This is a genomic window from uncultured Pseudokineococcus sp. (assembly GCF_947499845.1).
Lineage (GTDB): Bacteria > Actinomycetota > Actinomycetes > Actinomycetales > Quadrisphaeraceae > Pseudokineococcus.
Window position 1 is genome coordinate 1 of record NZ_CANMPM010000029.1, and the last position, 22,904, is coordinate 22,904.

General features: G+C 77.7%; 17 protein-coding genes and 1 pseudogene. 11 read left to right on the top strand and 7 right to left on the bottom strand.

What is annotated here, in order from left to right; all coding sequences use genetic code 11:
• Nucleotides 1-222: 222 nt before the first annotated feature.
• On the bottom strand, nt 223-888 hold the full coding sequence (locus Q0789_RS15920) for a nucleoside/nucleotide kinase family protein (protein ID WP_298806968.1): 666 nt from the start codon (nt 886-888) through the stop codon (nt 223-225).
• Between the two features lie 167 nt (nt 889-1,055).
• Here Q0789_RS15920 and Q0789_RS15925 point away from each other — a divergent pair, with 167 nt between their 5' ends.
• The gene (locus tag Q0789_RS15925; protein ID WP_298806969.1) at nt 1,056-1,826 is read left to right on the top strand and encodes an SDR family oxidoreductase; all 771 of its coding nucleotides are present in this window, start codon (nt 1,056-1,058) and stop codon (nt 1,824-1,826) included.
• 144 nt (nt 1,827-1,970) lie between these two features.
• Here Q0789_RS15925 and Q0789_RS15930 read toward each other — a convergent pair whose 3' ends face one another.
• The 3 genes from Q0789_RS15930 to Q0789_RS15940 all read right to left on the bottom strand — a co-directional run bounded on the left by Q0789_RS15930 (nt 1,971) and on the right by Q0789_RS15940 (nt 6,298).
• Nucleotides 1,971-2,789 carry a glucose 1-dehydrogenase gene (locus tag Q0789_RS15930; RefSeq protein WP_363326016.1) on the bottom strand — a complete coding sequence of 273 codons (819 nt, stop codon included), beginning with the start codon at nt 2,787-2,789 and terminating at the stop codon, nt 1,971-1,973.
• A 32-nt stretch (nt 2,790-2,821) separates the two neighbouring features.
• Complete coding sequence (locus Q0789_RS15935) at nt 2,822-3,841, bottom strand: NAD(P)-dependent alcohol dehydrogenase (RefSeq protein WP_366917762.1); 1,020 nt, start codon at nt 3,839-3,841, stop codon at nt 2,822-2,824.
• A gap of 138 nt (nt 3,842-3,979) precedes the next feature.
• A complete protein-coding gene (locus tag Q0789_RS15940) occupies nt 3,980-6,298 on the bottom strand; it encodes an EAL domain-containing protein (RefSeq protein WP_298806972.1) in 2,319 nt (772 codons plus the stop codon).
• Nucleotides 6,299-6,558: 260 nt separating this feature from the next.
• Between Q0789_RS15940 and Q0789_RS15945 the strand changes: the two genes are divergently transcribed.
• Nucleotides 6,559-7,590, top strand: a complete 1,032-nt coding sequence (locus tag Q0789_RS15945; RefSeq protein WP_366917763.1) for a D-2-hydroxyacid dehydrogenase — start codon at nt 6,559-6,561, stop codon at nt 7,588-7,590.
• A 45-nt stretch (nt 7,591-7,635) separates the two neighbouring features.
• Here Q0789_RS15945 and Q0789_RS15950 read toward each other — a convergent pair whose 3' ends face one another.
• Nucleotides 7,636-10,110, bottom strand: coding sequence for an EAL domain-containing protein (locus tag Q0789_RS15950; protein WP_298806974.1), 2,475 nt, complete (start codon nt 10,108-10,110; stop codon nt 7,636-7,638).
• Between the two features lie 322 nt (nt 10,111-10,432).
• Here Q0789_RS15950 and Q0789_RS15955 point away from each other — a divergent pair, with 322 nt between their 5' ends.
• Nucleotides 10,433-12,169 (top strand): S8 family serine peptidase, encoded by a 1,737-nt coding sequence (locus Q0789_RS15955; protein ID WP_298806975.1) that lies wholly within the window; start codon nt 10,433-10,435, stop codon nt 12,167-12,169.
• Between the two features lie 132 nt (nt 12,170-12,301).
• Here the strand turns inward: Q0789_RS15955 and Q0789_RS15960 are convergent, their stop codons facing one another.
• A complete protein-coding gene (locus Q0789_RS15960; protein WP_298806976.1) occupies nt 12,302-12,694 on the bottom strand; it encodes a TIGR03618 family F420-dependent PPOX class oxidoreductase in 393 nt (130 codons plus the stop codon).
• A gap of 119 nt (nt 12,695-12,813) precedes the next feature.
• Here Q0789_RS15960 and Q0789_RS15965 point away from each other — a divergent pair, with 119 nt between their 5' ends.
• Nucleotides 12,814-13,395, top strand: a complete 582-nt coding sequence (locus Q0789_RS15965; RefSeq protein WP_298806977.1) for a dihydrofolate reductase family protein — start codon at nt 12,814-12,816, stop codon at nt 13,393-13,395.
• A 57-nt stretch (nt 13,396-13,452) separates the two neighbouring features.
• On the opposite strand, the gene Q0789_RS15970 is transcribed toward Q0789_RS15965, so the two are convergent.
• Nucleotides 13,453-13,872 carry a MarR family winged helix-turn-helix transcriptional regulator gene (locus tag Q0789_RS15970; RefSeq protein WP_363326018.1) on the bottom strand — a complete coding sequence of 140 codons (420 nt, stop codon included), beginning with the start codon at nt 13,870-13,872 and terminating at the stop codon, nt 13,453-13,455.
• A gap of 306 nt (nt 13,873-14,178) precedes the next feature.
• Here Q0789_RS15970 and Q0789_RS15975 point away from each other — a divergent pair, with 306 nt between their 5' ends.
• From Q0789_RS15975 to Q0789_RS16005, 7 genes and pseudogenes are all read left to right on the top strand, one after another.
• The gene (locus Q0789_RS15975; protein WP_298806980.1) at nt 14,179-16,122 is read left to right on the top strand and encodes an ABC transporter ATP-binding protein; all 1,944 of its coding nucleotides are present in this window, start codon (nt 14,179-14,181) and stop codon (nt 16,120-16,122) included.
• A 197-nt stretch (nt 16,123-16,319) separates the two neighbouring features.
• On the top strand, nt 16,320-16,550 hold the full coding sequence (locus Q0789_RS15980) for a hypothetical protein (RefSeq protein ID WP_298806981.1): 231 nt from the start codon (nt 16,320-16,322) through the stop codon (nt 16,548-16,550).
• Entirely contained in the window at nt 16,547-16,636 is a 90-nt protein-coding gene (gene kdpF, locus Q0789_RS15985; protein ID WP_171203471.1) for a K(+)-transporting ATPase subunit F, read from the top strand. The genes Q0789_RS15980 and kdpF overlap by 4 nt, the downstream gene beginning before the upstream one ends.
• Nucleotides 16,633-18,298 (top strand): annotated as a pseudogene (gene kdpA, locus Q0789_RS15990) (potassium-transporting ATPase subunit KdpA). Before kdpF ends, kdpA begins: the two are co-directional and overlap by 4 nt.
• A 130-nt stretch (nt 18,299-18,428) precedes the next feature.
• Nucleotides 18,429-20,429, top strand: coding sequence for a potassium-transporting ATPase subunit KdpB (gene kdpB / locus Q0789_RS15995; RefSeq protein WP_298806985.1), 2,001 nt, complete (start codon nt 18,429-18,431; stop codon nt 20,427-20,429).
• A 1-nt stretch (nt 20,430) separates the two neighbouring features.
• Entirely contained in the window at nt 20,431-21,048 is a 618-nt protein-coding gene (gene kdpC, locus Q0789_RS16000) for a potassium-transporting ATPase subunit KdpC (RefSeq protein WP_298806983.1), read from the top strand.
• A 151-nt stretch (nt 21,049-21,199) separates the two neighbouring features.
• Nucleotides 21,200-22,904, top strand: a 1,705-nt coding sequence (locus tag Q0789_RS16005; RefSeq protein WP_366917764.1) for a DUF4118 domain-containing protein, incomplete at its 3' end; no start/stop codon positions are given.

Genomic DNA, 22,904 nt, shown 5'->3' on the forward strand with positions numbered 1-22,904 from the left:
TCCTTCCTGGTCACCGGGGCACCCCGGCCTACATCACCCCCGCCACGCCGCCCACCACCGGTGGATCAGGGCTGAGCCCCCCCCGTGCGAAGGCGACGTCTCCTCCACCCCCGGGTCACCTCTCCGCGCGAAGGTGACGCCTCCTCCACCTGCGGGAGGCGTCCACGCGTGAAGGGACCTCACCTTCGCCTCGGGGTGGGCGGGTGAGCGGAGGACCCGGCGTCAGTCGCCGGCGGCCGTGCGCACGACGAGGTCGGCGAGCGCGCGGCCGCGCGCGGCGAGGGCCGCGTCGGGGTCGTCGACGGACGCCATCCAGGCCTGCGCCGCCTCCGGCGTCTTGCCGAACTCGACGTGGCGGGCGAGCAGGCGCGCCGAGCGCTCCTCCTCGTCGGCCTCGGCGAACCACACCTCGTCGAGGAGGGGGCGGACGGCGTCCCACGGCGCCTCGTCGAGGAGCAGGTAGTTGCCCTCCGTGACGACGAGGCGCGCCTCCCGCGGCACGGCGATCGCCCCGGCGAGGGCCTGCTCGAGGTCGCGCTCGAAGGCGGGGGCGTAGACGACGTCCTCGTCGGCGGCGCGCAGACGACGCAGGAGGGAGACGTAGCCCCCCGCGTCGAAGCTCGCCGGGACACCCTTGCGGTCGGCGAGGCCGAGGTGCTCGAGCTGGACGTCGGCGAGGTGGAAGCCGTCCATCGGCACCTGCACGGCGGCGGGCGGCCCACCGGGCGCGCGCTCCCCGCGGTCGGTGAGGACGAGGTCCACCCCGGCCGCCACAGCGCGGGCCAGCGTCGTCTTGCCGGCGGCGGGGGCGCCGGCCACGCCGAGGAGGACGCGGTGGCGCCCCTCGAGCAGCGAGACGGCGCGGTCGACGAGCTCCTCCAGGCGCATGGGCGAAGGCTGCCACGGGCACGAGGACGGGTCCCACCCGTCGACGGGGAGGACGAAGCCCGCGCGCCCGCGAGCCGTGAGCCGCGGACCAGCGGTGACGCCTCGTGAGCAGGACTTCTTCCTCCCCGTCGGCATCACCTCTCCCCTCCCGGGGCACGATGCGCCCCATGGGAGACCTCGAGCAGGCGGGCACGACGGCGCTGGTGACGGGCGGCGCGCGGGGCATCGGCTACGCGTGCGCCGCCGAGCTGGCGGCCCGGGGCGCCGACGTGGCGCTGCTCGACGTGCTCGACGAGGCGCCGGCCAGCGCCGAGCGCATCGCCGCGGAGCACGGCGTCCGCGCGGTCGCCGTCCACGCCGACGTCACCGACCCGGCGTCCGTCGCCGCGGCCCTGGAGGAGGTCGCCGAGCGGCTCGCCCCGCCGTCGGTGCTCGTCCACGCGGCGGGGACGGCGCTCGTCTCCGACGCGCTGGAGACGACGCCGGAGCAGTGGGACCGGGTGATGCGGGTGAACCTCACCGGCACCTTCGTCGTGTGCCAGGCCTTCGCCCGCGCCCGCGTCGCCGCCGGGGAGGGCGGCACGGTCGTCGCCATCGCGTCGATGTCGGCGCGTGTCGTCAACGTGCCCCAGCGCCAGAGCGCCTACAACGCGAGCAAGGCGGGCGTCGAGGGCCTCGTGCGCTCCCTCGCCGTGGAGTGGGCGCCGCTGGGGATCCGGGTCAACGCCGTCTCCCCCGGCTACGTGGCCACCGACCAGACCCGCGGCGTCCTCGAGGGCGACCCCGAGACGGCCGCGGCCTGGCGCTCGCGCATCCCGGCCGGCGACGTCGGGCAGCCGGAGGACGTGGCCCACGCCGTCGCGCACCTGGCCTCGCCGCGCTCGCGCTACGTCGTCGGCCAGTGCGTCACGGTCGACGGCGGCTACACCGCCCTCTGAGGAGATCGGACCGCGCGGAGAAGGGCTGCGAAGTCCGCGCAGAAGAGCCCCCTCGGCGGAAGAAGGCTACGAAGTCCGCGCAGGACGGCCCCCGCGGCGGACAGAGGCTACGAAGTCCGCCGCGGGGGCCCTGGGCACACGAGGTCAGTGCAGCGTGTACCCGCCGTCGGTGACGAGCACGGTGCCGGTGCAGAAGGACGACGCGTCGCTGGCGAGGTAGACGACGCTGGCGGCGACCTCCTCGGGCGTCGCGTACCGCTGCATGGGGGCGTCCTCGATCCACATGCGCCGGAAGCGCGGCTCGTCGACGGGCGCCATCTCCGTCTTGACGTAGCCCGGCGCCAGCGCGTTGACGCGCACGCCCATCGGCGCCCACTCGGCCGCGAGCGACTTCGTCAGCTGGTGCACCGCCGCCTTGCTCGCGTTGTAGACGGGCTGCATCTGCGGGCGGTTGACGATCATCGCGCTGATCGACCCGATGTTGACGATCGAGCCGCGCACGCCGTCCGCGCCCTGCTGCGCCAGGTGCGGGGCGGCGACCTGCGAGGGCAGCCAGACGCCGCGGACGTTGGTCTGCAGCACGTCCTGGAAGTGGTCGTCGCTCACCTCCAGCGCCGGCTCGTGGATGCACGTGCCCGCGTTGTTGACGAGCACCTGCAGCCCGCCGAGCTCCTCGACGACGCGCGCCACCCCCGCCTCGACCTCGGCGCGGTCGGTGACGTCCATCCGCAGGCCGAGGGTGCGGCGCCCGGTCGACGCCGAGATCTCGGCGGCCGCCTCGACGCTGCGGGCCTCGTCGCGCGCGGCGACGGCGACGTCGGCCCCCGCCTCCGCGAGCGCCTGCGCGAAGGCGCGGCCGAGCCCGCGGTAGGCGCCGGTGACGAGCGCGACGCGCCCGTCGAGGCGGAAGCGGTCGAGGACGCCGCTCGCCGCGCGCTCCCCGCCGCCCGCACCGTCGCCCACCGGACGACCCGCCGACTCGCTCACCGCACCACTCACTGGGGTCCCCCCGCGACGTCGACGACGGCCTTCATGCTCATCGGGTCGGAGTCGGCCTCGAGGGCCTCGCCGACGGAGTCGAGGTCGTAGCGCGCCGTCACCATGGCGTCGAGGTCGACGGCGCCGGTGCGGGCCAGCTCGATGGCGCGCGGCCAGGTGTCGACGTAGCGGAACGTGCCGGTGAGGGTGATCTCGCGGGTGGCGATGAGCTGCACCGGCAGCTCGATCTCCTCGGCGCCGAGGCCGACGAGGACGACGGCGCCGCCGCCGCGCACCGAGCGGATGCCGGACTGGACGGCCGGGGTGGCGCCCGTGCAGTCGACGAAGGCGTCGGCCTCGAGGTCGGCCAGCTCGGCGGCCGCCTCGCGCGGGTCGAGCGCGCGGGTGGCGCCGAACTGCAGGATCCGCTCGCGGCGGGACTCGACGAGGTCGGTGACGACGACCTCCGTGGCCCCGCGGGCGCGGGCCGCCTGGGCGACCATCGCGCCGATCGGCCCGGCACCGGCGACGAGCACGCGGTCGCCGACGCCCACCTGCGCCTTGTGCGCGGCCCAGATGCCGACCGACAGCGGCTCGAGGAGGCCGGCCGCGGCGTCGGACAGCGAGTCCGGCACGGGGTGGGCGAAGTCGGCGGGCGCCGTCACGTACTCGCAGAACGCCCCGTCGACCGGCGGCGTCGCGTAGAAGACCATGTTGGGGCACAGGTTCATCCGGCCCGCGTGGCACTGCCGGCAGCGGCGGCAGGGGCGCTGCGGCTCCACGGCCACGCGCTGCCCGAGGCGCTCCTCCGGCACGTCGCGGCCGACGGCGACGACGGTGCCGCCGACCTCGTGCCCGAGCACGAGCGGGCCGGTGACGACCATGTCGCCGATGCGGCCGTCGGTGTAGTAGTGCACGTCCGACCCGCAGACGCCGACGGAGCCGACGCGCACCAGCACCTCGTCGTCCGCCACGGCGGGCACGGGGCGCTCCTGCACCTCGACCTGCCGCACGCCGGTCATGACGCTGGCCCGCATGGTGCGGGGCACCTCCGTGGTGCTGCTCACCCTCGATCGCCTCCTCGTCGACGCGCGGGGCACCGCAGCCCCGGCTGCGGGCGATCATGCCGCCCCGCGCCGGGCGCCCGCACCCACGGCCCCCTCCGCGGGACGGCCTCAGCCCCGGGGCGCCTCGGCGCGCCGGACGTCGCCCCCCGCGTCGACGGACGGCACCTCGGGGCGCGGGCGCACGACGGCGTCGCCGAGCGGCAGCCGCGGCGCGGGCACGTCCGGCGGAGGCGCGGGCGCGGCGGCGGGGCCGAGCACGCGGTCGGCGTACTCGGCGGCGGGGAGCGCCGGCGAGAAGAGCCAGCCCTGGCCGTAGCGGACGCCCTGGTCGACGAGCCGGCGCCGCTGCTCCGGCGTCTCGACGCCCTCGGCGAGCAGGTCGAGCCGCAGGGTGCGCGCCATGGCGACGAGGCCGGCGACGAGGCGCGCACCGCCAGCACCCGCGCCGACGACGACTGAGCGGTCGATCTTCAGGACCTGCACGGGGAAGCGCTGCAGGTAGTCGAGCGAGGTGTAGCCCCGCCCGTAGTCGTCGAGGTGGACGCCGGCGCCGAGCGCGCGCAGGCCGCGCAGCACCTCCAGGAGCCGTTCGTCGTCGGGCAGCGGCTCGTGCTCGGTGATCTCCAGGTGCAGCTGCGAGCCCGGCACGCCGGCGCGCGCGAGGGCCTCGCGGACCCGCCCGGGCAGGGTGGTGTCGAGCAGGCTCGTGCGGGTGAGGTTGACGCTCACCGGAAGGGCGCGGCGCCGCTGGTCGCGCCAGCGGCCCAGCTGCTCGAGGACGTCGACGAGGACGGCGGCGTCGAGCTCGGCGTCGAGGCCGCTCGTGGCGACGTGGCCGAGGAAGGCGTCCGGGGCCAGCAGGCCGTGCTCGGGGTGGCGCCAGCGCACGAGGGCCTCGGCGCCGACGACCTCGCCCGTCGCCAGCTCGACGAGCGGCTGGAAGTGCACCTCCAGGCGCCCCACGGACGGCGAGCGCCCGGCGAGCAGCGCCCGCACCTGGCTGCTGAGGGCGTAGCGCTGCTGCACCTCGGCGCGCTGGTCGGGGTGGTAGGTGCGGACGGCGTCGCGCCCGGCCGCCTTGGCGGCGTAGAGGGCGACGTCGGCGCGGGTCAGCTGCTCCGCGAGCGACGTCCCCGGCGCGGGCGGCGCCAGCCCCACGCTGGCGCTGGTGCGCAGCACGAGGTCGCCGACGCCCAGCGGGCGGCGCAGCGCGGTGACGACGGCCCCGGCGACGTCGTCCTGGGCGCCGGGCCGCACGAGGACGGCGAACTCGTCGCCGCCGAAGCGGGCGACGACGCCGTGCTCGCCCACCGCGGCGAGCAGCCGGTCGCGCACCCCGAGGAGCAAGAGGTCGCCGACGTCGTGGCCGTGGGCGTCGTTGACGTCCTTGAAGTCGTCGAGGTCGACGAGGAGCAGCGCCCACCCGTCGCCGCCGGGGCTCTCGGCGTGCGCCTGCGCGAGCGCGCGGCGGTTCGGGAGGTCGGTGAGCGGGTCGTGGTCGGCCAGGTGCTCCGAGCCGCGCAGCGCCGCCCACGAGCGCAGGACGCCGGCGACGGCGGCGGCCGTCCCCACCGCGAGGTGCGCCCACGTCGGCAGCCCCGTGCCGCCGACCGTGAGGTCGACGAGCCGCAGCCCGACGGGCACGAGGACGAGCGGCAGGAGGCCGAGCACCACGGTCGAGCGCCGGCGGGCGGGGGCCATGTGCTCGGCGTCGAGGAGGCGGCGGGCGCTCGGGTGCAGCTGTGCCGCGCCCAGCAGCCCGAGGCCCACGACGAGCGCGGCGGCACCCGCGGCGCCCCCGGCCACGTCGCCCTCCCCACCCGCCCCGTCGCCCGCGAGGCGCAGGACGTCGTGGAGGAGCAGGGCGCCGGCCGCGGCGACGCAGCACCACGACGCCACCGACCGCGCGTCGCGGCGGGTGAGCGCCATCCGCAGCACGGACGCGAGCAGGACGACGTCGGTGCTCGCCATGAGGGCCGCCCGCGCGGCCGGCGACCACGTCGCGAGCAGCACGGCCGCCTGCGCGACGGCGAGGCCGAGGACGCCGACGATGACGCCGACCTCGAGGGCGTCCGGCCGACCGGCGCGCCGACCGGTGCGGACGGCGAGGAGGACGACGACGGCCGCGGCGACGGCGTGCGTCACGCCGTCGGAGGCGGCGCGCAGGGCGAGCAGGGCGCCGGCGTCGAGCACCTGCCCGAGGGACAGGGCCGCGAGCACGCCCGCCTGGACGAGCCAGACCCGCGCGCCGGCCGGGCGGTGGAGGGCGACGCCCGCCAGCACGAGCGCGGCCGCCACCGCCGGCGCGAGAACGACGCCCGGGCCCCGCGCCGCGGGCTGCAGCGCGACGACGGCCCCGCCGAGCGCGACGAGCCCGAGGACCGCCCACGCGGTCCACGGGCGCCGCAGCACCTCGACAGCCCTCACCCCCTCCTCCTCGGCCGGCGGACCCGCCGGCCGAGGACTCCGGCGCACGAGCGGCCCGCCGGGGCGAGGGACCACGCGGACGGCCCACCGGGCGCCCCCCTGGTAGACACGTCACCGGGCCGGCGCCGGTCGCCACGGGCTCCCTCGCCCGCTGCCGGTCGCCCCCGCCCGCCGCCGGTCGCCCCCGCCCGCCCGTCGGTCGCCCCCGCCCGCCCGCCCAGCCCCCCACCCGAGGAGCACCCGTGCCCGAGCGCCTGCGCGTGGCCGTCGCCGCGACCGTCGACGACGAGAGCCGCCGGATCGTCACCGAGCGGGAGCCGCGGGTCGACCTCGTCGTCGGCCCCGAGCTGCTCGCGCCGCAGCGGTACGAGGGCGACCAGGGCGGCGACCCGGACTTCCGCCGCACGCCCGAGCAGCAGCGCGCCTACGAGGAGCTGCTCGACGGCGCCGACGCCCTCTTCGGCGTCCCGGACGACGACCCGGCCGCCCTCGCCCGGGCCGTGCGCGCGAACCCGCGCCTGCGCTGGGTGCACACGATGGCCGCCGGCGGCGGGCAGTCGGTGCGCGCCGCCCGGCTCACCGACGAGGAGCTGCAGCGCGTGGCCTTCACGACGTCCGCCGGCGTCCACGGCACGCCGCTGGCGGAGTTCGCGCTCCTCGGCCTGCTCGCCGGCGCCAAGCGCCTCCCGCGGCTGCAGGCCGACTCGGCCGCCCGCACCTGGCCCGAGCGGTGGCTCATGGGCCAGCTCGCCGAGCAGACCGTGCTCGTCGTCGGGCTCGGCGGCATCGGCGCGGAGGTCGCCCGGCTCCTCTCCGCCCTCGGGACGACGGTGCTCGGCGCGAGCCGCCACGGGCGTCCCGTCGACGGCGTCGACGAGGTCGTCACCACCGACGGGCTCGTGGGCGCCGCGGCCCGCGCGGACGCCGTCGTCGTCACCCTGCCCGGCACGCCGGGCACGAAGGGCCTGCTGGGCGCGGACTTCTTCGCCGCCCTGCGCCCGGGCGTGACCTTCGTCAACGTCGGCCGCGGCACCGTCGTCGACGAGGACGCCCTCGTGGCGGCGCTCGACGACGGGACGGTCGGCTTCGCGGCCCTCGACGTCGTGGCCCGCGAGCCGCTCGAGCCCGGCAGCCCGCTGTGGGACCGGCCCGACGTGCTCGTCAGCCCGCACACGGCGGCCGGCAGCCCGAGCCTCGACCACCGCATCGCCGAGCTCTTCGCCGACAACGCCACCCGGCTCCTCGACGGCCGCGAGCTGCGCAACCGGGTCGACGTCGTCGAGTTCTACTGACGGCGGAGCCGCCAGGGACGTCGGGGCGCCACGGACGTCGGGGCTCTACGGACGTCGGAGCTGGGGGGCGGCGGCCGGCTCGCCCCGGCGCGGCGCCGGGACCTGCCGGGCGAGCCAGGAGGCCAGCTCCTCGGCCGGCATGGGGCGACCGAGGTGGTAGCCCTGGACGGCGTCGCAGCCGAGGTCGGCGAGCGCCTCGAGCGTCCCGGCGTCCTCGACGCCCTCGGCGACGACCGACAGCCCGAGGACGTGGCCGAGGTCGACGGCGGTGCGCACGACCGCCGCGTCGGGGGCGCTGGCCGCCATGGCGGCGACGAAGGAGCGGTCGATCTTCATCTCGTCGACGGGCAGCCGCGTGAGGTAGGCGAGGGACGACTGACCGGTGCCGAAGTCGTCGACGGACAGGTGGGCGCCCAGGCGCCGGAGCGCGTGGAGCACCTGCAGGGCCCGGTCGAGGTCGGTCATCACGGCGGTCTCGGTGATCTCCAGCACCAGGGCCGCGCCCGGCAGGCCGGCCTCCGCGAGCGCGTCCGCCACCTGCTCGGGCAGGCCCGGGTCGAGCAGGCTGCGCGCCGAGACGTTGACGGCGACCGTGAGGTCGGGCCGGCAGCGCCGCCAGCGCGCGCAGTCGCGCAGCGCCGTGCGCAGCACGAGGGTCGTCAGCGGGGCGATGAGGCCGCTCTGCTCGGCGAGGGGGATGAACTCGTCCGGGCCCACCCGGCCGTGCTCGGGGTGGTGCCAGCGCACCAGCGCCTCGACGCCGGTGGCCCGGCCCGTGCACGGGTCGACCTTGGGCTGGTAGTGCACGGCCAGCTCGTCGGCGGCGATGCTGCGGCGCAGGTCGCCGAGCAGCGCCAGCCGCCGGCTGCTGCCGACGGCGTCGACGGCGTCCCACACCCGCAGGCCGGTGCGCTCGCGCTTGGCCGCGTACAGCGCCGTGTCCGCCCGCTGCAGGAGGGTCGGCGCGTCGACGCCGGCCTCGACGGCGACGGCCAGGCCGGCGCACACGCGGACGTCAAGGGTCATGTGCTCGCGGCGGAACGGCCCGGGCACCCGCTCGAGGACCTCCCGGGCGAGCAGCAGGGCGTGCTCGGTGCTCGTGGCGCCCGGCAGGAGGACGGCGAGCTCGTCGTTGCCGAGGCGGGCCACGTGGTCGGCCCGGCCCACGGCGGCGACGAGCCGGCGCGCGACCTCGCGCAGCAGGGCGTCACCCGTGTCGTGGCCCAGGGCGTCGTTGACGTCGGTGAAGCCCTCGACGTCGACCATGAGCACCGCGGCGCACGGGCGCACGGCGAGGCGGGCCTCGACGGCGCGCAGCGCGCCCCGCCGGTTGGCGAGCCCGGTGAGGGGGTCGTGCAGCGCGAGGTGCTCGGCGGCGTCGGCCTCGGCGCGCACGGCGTCGAGGAGGTGCGCGTTGTGCAGCCGCACGGCCGCGTGCCCCGCGAGCGAGCGCATGAGGCCGCGGTCGTCGTCGGACCAGGCGCCGAGGTGGTGCGGCCGCCCCTCGAGGACGAGCGCGCCCACCACGCGGCCCTCGGCGCGCAGCGGCGCCGCCAGGCCGTCGCGCCCGCCGTCCGCGACGACGTCGCGCCCCGCGAGCGCGGGCGCCCACCAGGCGGCCGGGCCGGGCTCGGCGCGGCGGACGGCGCCGTCGTCGTCCAGCACGAGGCGACCGGCCTCGACGCCGTCCGGCCCCGCGGTGACGAGGAGGGCGCGGTCGGCCCCCAGGGCGTCGCGCGCCTCGCGCAGGGCGGCGGCGGAGACGGGGTCGACGCCGCTCTCGGCCTCGACGGCGCGGGCGAAGCGGTGCAGGAGCTCGAGGCGCGCGTTGCCGCGGCTGAGGGAGGTGACGGCCCGTGAGGCGAGGGCGAGCACGGCGAGGACGACGACGAGCGGCAGCAGCCCCAGGGGCTCGGTGCGCACGAGGAGCACGACGAGCAGGCCGACGCTCGCCGTCGCGAGCGCCGCGGCGAGCCCGGTGGTGACGGCCTCGCGGAGCACCTCGCCGTCGAGCTCGCCGACGCGGACGCCGATGACGGCCGTGAGCAGCGCGGCGCTCACGAGGTCCGTCGCGACGACCGTCACGAGGGCCGCGACGGCGCCCCGCGCGCTCACGGGGTCCGCCCCGCCGGCCAGCGCGTGGTAGACGGTCGCGGCCAGCGCCGCCTCGAGGGCGAAGAGGCCCAGGTTGAGCAGGAGCTTGAGGCCGAGCTGGCGGCGGTGCAGCAGCCCGACGAGCGAGCCGAGCAGGCTGGCGAGGACGAGCTCGGCGGGCGCCGCGAAGGCGAGCCCGAGGACGAGCGGCACCTCGGCCATGGAGATCGACAGCGACTCGCGCCGCACCTGGACGTGGACGACGACGAGCTCGGCCGCGGCGAAGAGGGGCACGAGCACCCACCAGGGCATCTCCTGCCCCTGCGCGCGCACGTCCCGCAGCGGCCCGAGGAGCAGGGCGACGGCGACGGCCGCCATGCCCACGCCCATGACGGCGATGCAGGCGCTGCGCGCGCGGTCGCTCACGTCGCCCACCTCCGCCTCGCCGACGAGGGCGCGGCCGCAGCCCTCGTCCCGGTCGTCGGCACCGCCCGGCGGCGGCTGAGGGGTCGCGCGCCGGGGGCACCGGCCGGGTAGCCCGGTCGGCCCTGCTCCGACCGGGTGGCTCCGACCGGGTGGCGGGGCGCGCTCCCGCCCGTGAGCCGCTGCGCCGGAGGGGTCGTGGCGCTGCGCCGTCGGGGTGGCGGGCCCGCCGCGGCCCCGTCCGACGCCCGCAGCCCTCCGTAGCGTCCGCCGCCGGACCCGCGCCCACGACGGGCGCCGGCCCCCCGACGAGAGGGACCCGCGCATGACGCCCACCGACCCGACCCCCGCCCTCCGCTCCGACGCCGGCCCGGTGGGCCGCCCCGTGCGCCGCACCGTCCCCGTGGCGCTCGCCGCCTGCCTGCTGGCGTCCGCCGCGGCGGCCCCGGCCGCCTCCGCGGCCGTCGAGCGGCCCGTCGCGGAGCGGGCGCCCGCCGCGGGCGCCGGCTGGTCGGAGGACCAGTGGGGCGACGACGACACCCGCGAGGACGAGGACGCGAGCCGCACCGGCGCGTGGGTCGCCGGCGCCGACCTCGGGTCGATGGTGTCCATCACCCGCCGCACGGGCGCCCAGCAGGTGTGGGCGCAGGTCGACCCCCGCGACCCGTCCGCGCACCTCACGGGCGCCGGCGTCGGTGTGGCCCTGCTCGACACCGGCGTCGCGCCCGTCGAGGGCATGAGCGCGCCCGGCAAGCTCGTCCACGGCCCCGACCTCTCCTTCGAGTCCCAGGCCGAGGGCACCCGGCACGTCGACGGCTACGGCCACGGGACGCACATGGCCGGGATCATCGCCGGCCGGGACGGCGCCGTCGTCCCCGGCGGCGAGGCCGACCCGCGGCGCTTCGTCGGCATGGCGCCCGGCGCGACGCTCGTCTCCCTCAAGGTCGGCGCGGCCGACGGCGGGGCCGACGTCACGCAGGTCATCGCCGCGATCGACTGGGTCGTCGCCCACCGCGCCGACCACGACGTCCGCGTCCTCAACCTCTCCTACGGGCTCGACTCGGTGCAGCCCTCGACCCTCGACCCGCTGGCGCACGCCGTCGAGAACGCCTGGCACGCCGGCATCGTCGTCGTGGCGGCGGCCGGCAACGACGGCGAGGACGGCGCCACCCGGCTGACCATGCCCGCCGTCGACCCCTTCGTCCTCGCCGTCGGGTCCAGCGACCACCACGGCTCGAGCGACCCCGCGGCCACCACCGTGGGCTCGTGGACGAACGACGGGACCGACGAGCGCCGGCCCGACCTCCTGGCGCCGGGCAAGTCCGTCGTCAGCCTGCGCGTGCCGGGGTCGCTGGCCGACGTCCAGCACCCCGAGGGCCTCGTCACCGGCGACGCCAGCGGGCGGCTCTTCCGCGGGACGGGCACGTCGCAGTCGGCGGCCGTCGTCTCGGGGGCGGCCGCGCTCCTCCTGCAGGCCGACCCGACGCTGACCCCCGACCAGGTGAAGAACGCGCTCGTGCGCAGCGCCGACCGGCTCCCGGGCAGCGACGACCCGACGCAGGGCGCGGGCGAGCTCGACGTCGACGGCGCCTACGCGCTCGTCGCCGCGGGCGACGTCGGCCCGGCGGTGCAGCAGTCCTTCGCGCCGTCCACCGGCCTCGGGAGCCTCGACGCCGCCCGCGCGGGCAGCCACGTCGTCGACCCCGACGACGGCGTCGTCCTCACCGGCGAGCAGGACGTCTTCGGCGAGCCGTGGGACGCCGCGGCCTGGGCGCAGGCCTCCTCGGCCGGCACCGCGTGGGACGGCGGCACCTGGCGCGGCTCCACGTGGACCGGCGACGGCTGGGAGGGCACCTCCTGGCTCGGCACCACGTGGGCGTCGGCCGACTGGACCCGCCGCAGCTGGTCGGGCGCCGACTGGTCGCGCCGGTCGTGGTCGACGGACGACTTCTCGCGGCGCTCGTGGTCCAGCGACGACTTCTCGCGCCGCTCCTGGTCCGCGGACAGCTTCTCGCGCCGCTCGTGGTCGACCGGCACCTGGGAGCCCCAGCCGTCCTGGTGACCCAGCCGTCCTGGTGACGGGCGGCACCTCCCGCCCGCCCCACCGGCAGCACCCGCGCCCGCGGTCCCTCGCACGAGGGGCCGCGGGCGCGGTGCGTCGCGCACCGGTGGCCCAGGGGACGCGGGGGGCGGCTCAGCCCATGCGGTGCACGCGGTCGGCCTCGACGACGAGGACGACGCGCTGCTGGTCGCGGCCGCCGTACCAGGCGTAGGGACGTCCGGTGTACCTCTGCGCGAGCGCCTCGATGTGCTCGGCGGCGCCGTCGGTCGTCGTCCGGACGACCCGGCCGCGCACGGCCACGTACCGGAAGGGGTTCTCGGGGTCGGCCACGGCGACGCTGACCCGCGGGTCGCGCTCGACGTTCCGCGTCTTCTGGTACCCGACCACGGTGTTGACGAGGACGTGCTCGCCGTCGGTGTCCACCCACGTCTGCGTCGTCTGGGGCGAGCCGTCGGGCATGAGCGTCGTCACGTAGCAGGGGCTGGGGCGGCGGAGCAGGTCGAGCAGGTCGTCGGGCAGGTCCACGGGGGCGTCTCCTCGGGGTGGGGCGAGCGGCGCCGCGTCGGGCGCTGCCGCCACCCTGCCGCGCGCCGCCCCCGCGCGCCGCCGGGCCGTCGTCGGTGCCGCCGGGCAGACTCCCGCCCGTGAGCACGGAGGCGGGGACGGACGCGGCGGGGACGACGGGCGTCGAGGGGTGCGTGTACATCGGGCTGTCGGTCGACGGCTTCATCGCGCGCCTCGACGGCGACCTCGAGTGGCTCACGAGCCGCGGGGAGGCCGCGGGGGACGCGGGCTTCCGCGACTTCGTGGCCAGCGTCGACGCCGTCCTCATGGGCCGCAGCACCTACGAGGTCATCGCCGGCTTCGACAGCTGGCCCTACCAGGACAGGCCCGTCCACGTGCTCAGCTCGTCGATGGCCCGCGGGGAGGACGAGCGCGTCACCGTCCACGGCGACCTCGAGGACGCCCTGGCCGCCCTGGCCCGCGACGGCCACCGGCGGGTATACGTCGACGGCGGCCGCGCCGTCCAGTCGTGCCTCGCGGCCGGCGTCGTCCGGGAGATGACCCTCTCGACGGTGCCCGTCCTCATCGGCACCGGCGAGACCCTCTTCGGCCCGCTGCCGGGCGACGTCGACCTCGAGCACATGCGCACCGCGGTCCTCGGCGGCGGCATGGTGCAGACGACGTACCGCGTGCACCCGCCCGCGGACCGCGACGAGGACTGAGCCCCTCGGGGCATCGCCCCCCGAGCCACCGGCGAGGTGGCGGCACGAGGACGGCCTCTACGCCGTCGTCGTGCAGCCACCCGCCCGGTCGTGGTCGTCGTCCGCGACGAGGCGCAGCAGGCGCGCCAGCTCGGCGCGGTCCCCGGCGTCCAGCCGCGCGACGAGCGCCTCGGCGTCCTCCGCCCGCGCCCGCGCGACCCCGGCGGCGAGGTCGTGCCCGGCGTCGGTGGCGCGCAGCACGACGGCGCGCCGGTCGGCCGGGTCGGCCGCCCGGACGACGAGGCCCGCCGTCTGCAGCCCGTCCGCCACCTCGGTGGCCGAGCGCGGGGCGATGCGCAGGGCCGCGGCCAGGTCGGACACCCGCAGGCCGTCGGCGGCGGCGACGACGGCGCGCAGCGCCCGCGCCTGGTGCGGCGAGAGGCCGTGCGGCTCGAGGACGGCGACCCAGCGGCGCCGCAGGGTCCGCGCCGCCCGCATGAGCAGCTCGGGGAGCTCGGGCTGCTGCTCCGGCGGGGCGCCCGCCGGGGGCGAGGGCTGCGCGGCGTCGTCCGTCACGGCGGGAATGGTAGGGCGGCTCGTCGTCTTCACCTCATCGTGAGGTAGCCTCCGCATCGCTCGAGGAAGGCGATGTGTGGCCATGTCGCCCCCCTCCACCCCGCCGCGAGGGCGACGTGTGGCCATGTGGCCCTCGACCCGCTCTCCGACGAGGCGACATGGCCACACATCGCCCCGCCGGGGCGACATGGCCACACATCGCCCCGCCCAGGTCGCCTCAGGGGCGACATGGCCACACATCGCCCCCCTCGGGGGGCGCACCGACGACCGAGAGGACGTGCCACCACGTCGATCCCCTCCCCCCGCACCCGCTCCGACGGCGCTGCGCGCCCCGACGGCGGCGGCCGCAGCGGCCGCCGCGTCGACCCGGCCGACCGCGCCCAGCTCGAGCGCTACCCCGTCTCCCTGCGCCGCGTCGCCGGCCTCTTCGCCGCGCACCGGTGGCAGGTCGCCGTCGTCGTCGCGCTCATCATCACCTCGTCCGCGGTGGCGCTCGCGACGCCCTTCCTCGTGCGGACCGTCATCGACGACGCGCTCCCGCAGCAGGACCTCGGGCTGCTCGGCTGGGCAGTGGCGGGCATGGTCGGCGTCGCCGTCGTCACCGCCCTCCTCGGCGTCGGGCAGACGTGGCTGTCGACGACCGTGGGCCAGGCGGTCATGCACGAGCTGCGGACCGGCGTCTTCGCGCACCTCCAGCGGCAGTCGCTCGGCTTCTTCACCCGCACCCGCGGCGGGGAGGTGCAGTCGCGGCTCACCAACGACATCGGCGGCATGCAGTCCGTCGTCACGTCGACGGCGACGTCGCTCGCCGCCAACGTCACGGGCGTCGCCGGCACGGCCGTCGCCATGGCCGTGCTGTCGTGGCGCCTGTCGCTCCTGTCGCTCGTCGTCGTGCCGCCGTCGGTGTGGCTCACGCGCCAGGTGGCGCTCATGCGGCGCTCCGTCACCGCCGCCCGGCAGCGCCGCCTCGCCGACCTGCAGACCCAGGTCGAGGAGGGGCTCTCCGTCAGCGGCGCGACCCTCAGCCGCACGCTCGGCACGGGCGCCGGCCAGAGCGCGCTCTTCCGGGCGACGTCGGAGGACCTCGTCGGCCTCGAGGTGCGCAGCCAGCTCGCCGGGCGGTGGCGCTGGGCCACGATGTCCGTCGTCTTCGCCGCGGTGCCCGCCGCCGTCTACCTCGCGGCGGGCTTCCCCGCGACGTCGGGCGGCATGACCATCGGCACGCTCGTCGCCTTCACCGGCCTGCAGGGCGCGCTCTTCCGCCCGCTGCTCGGCCTCCTCGACGTCGGCGTCCAGGTCACCTCGTCGATGGCGCTCTTCAGCCGGATCTTCGAGTACCTCGACCTCCCCGTCGACGTCGACGACCCCGAGCGCCCCGTCGAGCTCGACCCGGCGACGGTCCGCGGTGAGGTGCGCCTCGAGGGCGTCGGCCTCACCTACCCCGCCGCCGACGGGAGCCCCGGCGCCGCCCCGGCCCTCTCCGGCGTCGACCTCGTCGTGCCCGCGGGCGGCTCGCTCGCGCTGGTGGGCGCCACCGGGTCGGGCAAGTCGACGCTCGCCTCCCTCGTGCCGCGCCTGCAGGACCCGACCGAGGGCCGCGTGCTGCTCGACGGCGTCGACGTGCGCCACCTGCGCCTCGCCACCCTCTCGGAGGTCGTCGGCGTCGTCTCGCAGGAGACCTACCTCCTCCACACGACCGTCCGGGAGAACCTGCGCCGCGCCCGCCCCGGCGCGAGCGACGCCGAGGTGGAGGACGCCGCGCGGCGCGCCCAGGTGCACGACCTGCTCGCCGGTCTCCCCGACGGCTACGACACGCTCGTCGGCGCCCGCGGGCACCGCTTCTCCGGCGGCGAGCGCCAGCGCCTGGCCATCGCCCGCACCCTGCTGCGCGACCCGCGCGTGCTCGTCCTCGACGAGGCGACGAGCGCCCTCGACGTGCGCACGGAGCGCGCCGTGCAGGCGGCGCTCGACGAGGCGAGCCGGGGCCGCACGACCATCACGATCGCCCACCGCCTCTCGACGGTCCGCGGCGCCGACGTCGTCGCCGTCCTCGACGGCGGGCGCGTCGTCGAGCAGGGGCCGCCGGCGCAGCTGCTCGCCGCGGGCGGCGCCTACGCGCGGCTCGTCGCGGCGGCCGAGGGCGTCGAGGAGGACGCGGCCCTGCCGGCCTGACCCGAAGGGACCGGCGGGCGAGCGGACCGGCGGGGCCGCCCGTCCGGGGGAGCCCCGGTCCGGGGTCCGTCCGGGCGGGGCGCGCACGCGTCAGGGCGGCGTCAGGACGGCGGCCGGCGGGGCGCGCCGGGAGCAGGGTCGGCGGCGCCGGCGCGCCCCGCGCCGGCGCCCGCTCCCGTCCTCCCCGGAGGTCCCCCGTGGCCGATGCGGCCTACGTGCTCCTGACGCTCGGCGGCTTCGCCGCCCTGCTCCTCCTCGTCCGCGGACTCGAGGCGCTCACCCTCGACCGCACCCCTCTCGCGCCCGCCCCCGACGAGCCCGCTCCTGCTGACCGGGCTCCCGGCGACGCGGCTCCCGGTGACGCGGCCCCAGCCGACGGAGCCCCCGCCGACGGGGCTCCCCTCGAGACCGCGGGCCGGCGCTCGTGAGCGCCGAGCACGTCGTCGCCCTGCTCGTGGCCCTCGTGCTGGCGGGCTACCTGCTCGCGGCGCTCCTGCGGGCGGACCGGTCGTGAGCGACGCCGCCGCGGGAGCCCTGCAGGTCGCCGTCCTCGTCGCCGCGCTGCTCGCCGCGCAGGGTCCCGCTGGGCGCGTGGATCGCGCGCTGCCTGAGCAGCACCCGGCACCTCGCGCTCGAGCGCGCCGTCTACCGCGTGGCGGGCGTCGACCCGGACGCCGACATGCGCTGGCCGGTCTACGCGCGCTCCGTGCTCGTCCTCTCGGCCGTCTCGGTGCTGCTCCTCTACGGGCTGCAGCGGGTGCAGGCCGAGCTGCCGCTCGCCCTCGGGCTGCCCGGCGTGCCGGCCCCCACGGCGTGGAACACCGCCGTCTCCTTCGTGACGAACACGAACTGGCAGTCCTACAGCGGCGAGACCGCCATGGGGCACCTCATGCAGGCGGGCGGCCTCGCGGTGCAGAACTTCCTGTCCGCCGCCGTCGGCGTCAGCGTCGCCGTCGCGCTCATGCGCGGCTTCACGCGCTCGCGCACCGACCGTCTGGGCAGCTTCTGGGCCGACCTCGTGCGCACGTGCGTCCGCGTCCTGCTCCCCCTGTCTCTCGTCGCCGCGCTCGTGCTGCTCCTCGGCGGCGTGGTGCAGGACCTCGCCGAGCCCACCACCGTGACGACGCTGACCGGCGGCGAGCAGACGCTCGTCGGCGGGCCCGTCGCCTCGCAGGAGGCGATCAAGGAGCTCGGCACCAACGGGGGCGGGTTCTACAACGCCAACTCCGCGCACCCGTTCGAGGGCCCGAGCGCGTGGGTGAGCCTCCTGCAGGTCTTCCTGCTCCTGCTCATCCCCTTCTCGATGCCGGCGGCGCTCGGCCGCCTCGTGGGCGACCGGCGCCAGGGGCACCTGCTCCTCGCCGTCATGGGCGGGCTGTGGCTGCTCGCCGTCACGGCGGTCACCTGAACCGAGACGGCGGGCCGCGGTCTCGTGCCGCAGGCGGCCGGGGCGGCGATGGAGGGCAAGGAGGTGCGCTTCGGCGAGGCCCTCTCGGCCCTCTTCGCGGCCTCGACCACGGCGACGTCGACCGGCGCCGTCAACAGCTTCCACGACTCCTACACCGCCGCGGGCGGCGGCGTCCTCCTGCTCAACATGATGCTCGGCGAGGTGACGCCGGGCGGGGTCGGCTCCGGGCTCTACGGGATGCTCGTGCTCGCCGTCGTCGCGGTCTTCCTCGCCGGCCTCATGGTCGGGCGCACCCCCGAGCTGCTCGGCAAGAAGATCGGCCCCCGGCAGATGGTCCTCGTGGCCCTGTCCGTGCTGACCATGCCGGCGCTCCCGCTCGTCGGCGCCGCGCTCACGGCCGGCGTCCCCGCCCTCGTCGGGGCGTCGGTGCAGGACGCCGGGCCCCACGGGCTGTCGGAGGTCCTCTACGCGTACGCCTCGGCGGCGAACAACAACGGCTCGGCGTTCGCCGGCTTCGGCGCGGCGACGACGTACCAGAACACCGCCCTCGGCGTCGTCATGCTGCTCGGCCGCTTCGTGCCCGTCGTCCTCGTGCTGGCCCTCGCCGGCTCCCTGGCGCGCCAGACCGCCGTGCCCGCGGGCGCCGGCACCCTGTCCACCCGCTCCCCCGTCTTCGGCGCCCTCCTCGCGGTGGTCGTCGTCGTCGTGGCCGGGCTCACCTTCGTGCCGGCCCTCGCGCTGGCGCCCCTCGTGGAGGCCCTCTCGTGAGCACCACCACCCCCGTCCAGCCCGCCGCCGGGCGCCGCAGGGCGCCGCCGCCGACGACGAGGCCGGTGGGCCCTCGGGCGGTGGCCGCGTCGGCGCCGGGTCCTTCTCCCCGCGCCAGCTCCTCGCCGCGCTGCCGACGGCGGCGCGCAAGCTCGACCCGCGCGACCAGGTCCACCACCCCGTGATGATGGTCGTGTGGGTCGGCTCCGTCGCCACGACCGTGCTCGCGGTGCTCGACCCCTCCGTCTTCGCGGTCCTCGTCGCCGCGTGGCTGTGGGCCACCGTCCTCTTCGCGGGCCTCGCCGAGGCCGTCGCCGAGGGCCGTGGCCGCGCGCAGGCCGAGAGCCTGCGCCGCGCCCGCGCGACGACGACGGCGCGCCGTCTGCGCGCGGACGGCACCGAGGAGGAGCTCGCCGCCCCCGAGCTGCACGTGGGCGACCTCGTCGTCGTCGAGGCGGGGGACGTCGTCCCGGGTGACGGCGACGTCGTCGAGGGCGTCGCCTCGGTGGACGAGTCGGCGGTCACCGGCGAGTCGGCGCCCGTCGTCCGGGAGTCCGGGGGCGACCGGTCCTCGGTGACCGGCGGGACGACGGTGCTCTCCGACCGGATCGTCGTGCGCATCACCGCCGAGCCCGGCGCGTCCTTCCTCGACCGGATGATCGCCCTCGTCGAGGGCTCCTCCCGCGCCGAGACGCCCAACGAGCGCGCGCTGGACCTCCTGCTGTCCTCGCTGACGCTCGTCTTCCTCCTCGCCGTCGTGACGCTGCAGCCCTTCAGCGCCTACTCCGGGCAGGTGCAGCCGCTCGTCGTGCTCGTGGCCCTGCTCGTGTGCCTCATCCCCACGACGATCGGGGCGCTGCTCTCGGCCATCGGCATCGCCGGCATGGACCGGCTCGTCCAGCGGAACGTGCTCGCGATGTCCGGGCGCGCCGTCGAGGCGGCCGGCGACGTCGACGTCCTGCTCCTCGACAAGACCGGCACCATCACCTACGGCGCCCGCCGGGCGACCGCCCTCCTGCCCGCGCCGGGGGTCGGCGCCGACGAGCTGGCGGCGGCGGCGCGGCTGGCGAGCGTCGCCGACGAGACGCCGGAGGGCCGCTCCGTCGTCGCGCTCGTGGACGCCGGCGACGACGACGCCCCGGGCGCGCGGGCCACGACGCCCGAGGGCGACCTCGTCGAGGTCCCCTTCACCGCCCAGACCCGCATGAGCGGCGTCGACCTCGGGCCGGCAGCGCCGGGCGGCGCGCGCAGCGTGCGCAAGGGGGCCGCGGCCTCGGTGCTGGCCTGGGTGCGCGCCGAGGGCGGCGGCGCCTCCCCCGCGGTGGACGCCGCTTTCGAGGACGTCGCCCGCCGCGGGGGCACCCCGCTCGTCGTCGCCGAGCGCGCCGACGGCGCCCCGGCGCGCGTCCTCGGCGTCGTGCAGCTCGAGGACGTCGTCAAGGAGGGCATGGCCGCGCGCTTCGCCGAGCTGCGCCGCATGGGAATCCGGACGGTCATGGTGACCGGCGACAACCCCGTGACCGCCGCCGCGATCGCCCGGCAGGCCGGGGTCGACGACGTCATCGCCGAGGCGACGCCCGAGGACAAGATGGCGCGGATCCGCGCCGAGCAGGCCGGCGGGCACCTCGTGGCCATGACGGGCGACGGCACCAACGACGCCCCCGCGCTGGCGCAGGCCGACGTGGGCGTGGCGATGGGCTCGGGCACGTCGGCCGCCAAGGAGGCCGGCAACATGGTCGACCTCGACTCCGACCCGACGAAGCTCATCGAGGTCGTGGCCATCGGCAAGCAGCTGCTCATCACCCGCGGCGCGCTGACGACCTTCAGCCTCGCCAACGACGTCGCCAAGTACTTCGCGATCCTGCCCGCCCTCTTCGCCGGGCTCTTCCCCGGCCTCGAGGCGCTCGACGTCATGCACCTCGCGACGCCGCAGTCGGCCGTCGTCTTCAACGCGCTCGTCCTCGTCGCGCTCATCCCGCTCGCCCTGCGCGGCGTGCGGTACCGCCCGGCCGACGCCTCGTCGCTCCTGCGCCGCAACCTGCTCGTCTTCGGGCTCGGCGGCGTCGTGGCGCCCTTCGTCGGCATCAAGGCCCTCGACCTGCTCCTCTCCCTCCTCCCCGGGATCGGCTGACATGCCCGCACGCGCCACCGCGCCGCTGCGCCTCGCCGGCGCCTGCCTGCGCCTCCTGCTCGCCCTGACGCTGCTGCTCGGCGTCGCCTACCCCGGCGTCGTCCTGCTCGCCGGCCGCCTCGTGCCCGAGCGGGCGGACGGCTCGCCCGTGCGGGTCGACGGCGCCGTCGTCGGCTCCGCGCTGCTGGGCCAGGCCGTGCCCGACGGGCCCGACGGCGACGCCTGGTTCCACCCCCGCCCGTCCGCGGCCGGCGACGGGTACGACCCGCTGGCCTCCGGGGCGTCCAACCTCGGGCCGAGCAGCCCCGAGCTGCTCGCCCTCGTCGAGGAGCGGCGCGCGGCCGTGGCCGCCCGCGAGGGCGTCGACCCCGCGGCCGTGCCGCCGGACGCGGTGACGGCGTCGGCCTCCGGGCTCGACCCCCACGTGTCCCCGGAGTACGCGGCGCTGCAGGTGCCCCGCGTCGCCCGCGAGCGCGGCCTGCCCGAGGCGGAGGTGCGCGCGCTCGTCGAGGGCGCGAGCCGCGGCCGGGCGCTCGGCTTCGTCGGCGAGCCGGTCGTCGACGTCCTCGCCCTCAACGTCGCGCTGGAGGACGCCGCCGGGCCGGCGGCCGTGCGGTGAGGCCGCGCCTGAGTCCGCGTCCGGGCCCCGGGCGAGCCCCGGCGCGGCCGAGCCCGGGGACGCGGGACCATCGGCCCGTGAGGAGGACGGGGTGAGGGGCTCGCTGCGCGTGCACCTCGGCGCGGCGCCGGGCGTCGGCAAGACCTACCGGATGCTCGACGAGGGGCGCCGGCGCCGCGACCGCGGCGGCGACGTCGTCGTCGCCCTCGTCGAGACGCACGGCCGGGCGCGGACGGCGGAGATGGTCGGCGACCTCGAGGTGGTGCCGCGCCGCGCCGTCGAGCACCGCGGGGCCCGGCTCGAGGAGATGGACCTCGACGCCGTCCTCGCCCGCGCCCCGCAGGTCGCCCTCGTCGACGAGCTCGCCCACACGAACGCGCCGGGCTCGCGCCACGAGAAGCGCTGGCAGGACGTCGAGGCGCTGCTCGACGCCGGGATCGACGTCGTGACGACGGTGAACGTCCAGCACCTGGAGTCCCTCGCCGACGTCGTCGCGACCATCACGGGCGTGCGCCAGCGCGAGACGGTGCCCGACTCCGTGGTGCGCGCGGCCGACCAGGTCGAGCTCGTCGACATGAGCCCGCAGGCGCTGCGCCGCCGGATGGCGCACGGCGACGTCTACGCCGCCGAGAAGGTCGACGCCGCCCTCAGCCAGTACTTCCGCGTCGGCAACCTCACGGCGCTGCGCGAGCTGGCCCTGCTGTGGGTGGCCGACCGGGTCGACGCCGCCCTCGTGCGCTACCGCGCCGACCAGGGCATCGCGACGCCGTGGGCCGCCCGCGAGCGCGTCGTCGTCGCCCTCACCGGCGGCCCGGAGGGCGAGGCGCTCGTCCGCCGGGGCGCGCGCATCGCCGGCCGGGGCCCCGGCGGGGAGCTCGTGGCCCTGCACGTGTCGGCGCAGGACGGCCTGGTGGGCGCCGCGCCCGACAGCCTCGCCCGCCAGCGCCGCCTCGTGGAGTCCCTCGGGGGCACGTGGCACGCCGTGGTCGGCGACGACGTCGCCGCCGCGGTGCTCGACTTCGCGCGCGGGGTCAACGCCACCCAGGTCGTCATCGGCGCGAGCCGCCGCGGCCGGGTCGCCGCCGCCCTGTCCCCCGGCGTGGGCGCCGCCGTCGTCCGCGACAGCGGTGACATCGACGTCCAGATCGTCACGCACGCCCAGGCCGGCCGCGCCCGCACGGCCCGCGGCCGCCGGGCCCTGCTCACGACACGGCGCCGCGCGTGGGGCTGGGCGCTCGCCGCGCTCGGGCCCCTCGTCCTGGCCGGGGGCCTCCACCTGGCGCGGGGCCAGCTCGACCTGGCCATCGACCTGCTGCTCTTCCTCGCGCTGACGGTCGGCGTCGCCATCGTCGGCGGCCTCGGCCCCGCCGTGCTCGCCGCGCTCCTCGGCGGGGTGCTCGCCAACGTGCTCCTCACCCCGCCGCTGTACACGCTGACGATCGCCCGGCCCCAGAACGCCCTCGCCATCGCCGTGCTCGTGGCCGTGGCCCTCGCCGTCTCCGCCGTCGTCGACCTCGCCGCCCGCCGCACCACCCAGGCGCTCCGGGCCCGCGCGGAGTCCGACGTCCTCTCCGCGCTCGCCGGGTCGGTCCTGCGCGGCCAGGACGCCCTGCCGGCGCTGCTGGAGCGGGTCCGCGAGCTCTTCGGGCAGCGCGGCGCGGCCGTCCTGGCCCGCGGCCCCGGCGGCGCGTGCGCGACGCTCGCCGCCGCGGGCGAGGCGCCCGCCACCCCCGCCGCGGCGACGACGACGGTGCCGGCGGGCGACGACCTCCTCCTCGCCCTCAGCCCTGATCCACCGATAGGTCGCGGTGCCTGGTCGGTGGCGGGCCTGGAGTCGTCGTCGGGCGGGTGGGCGT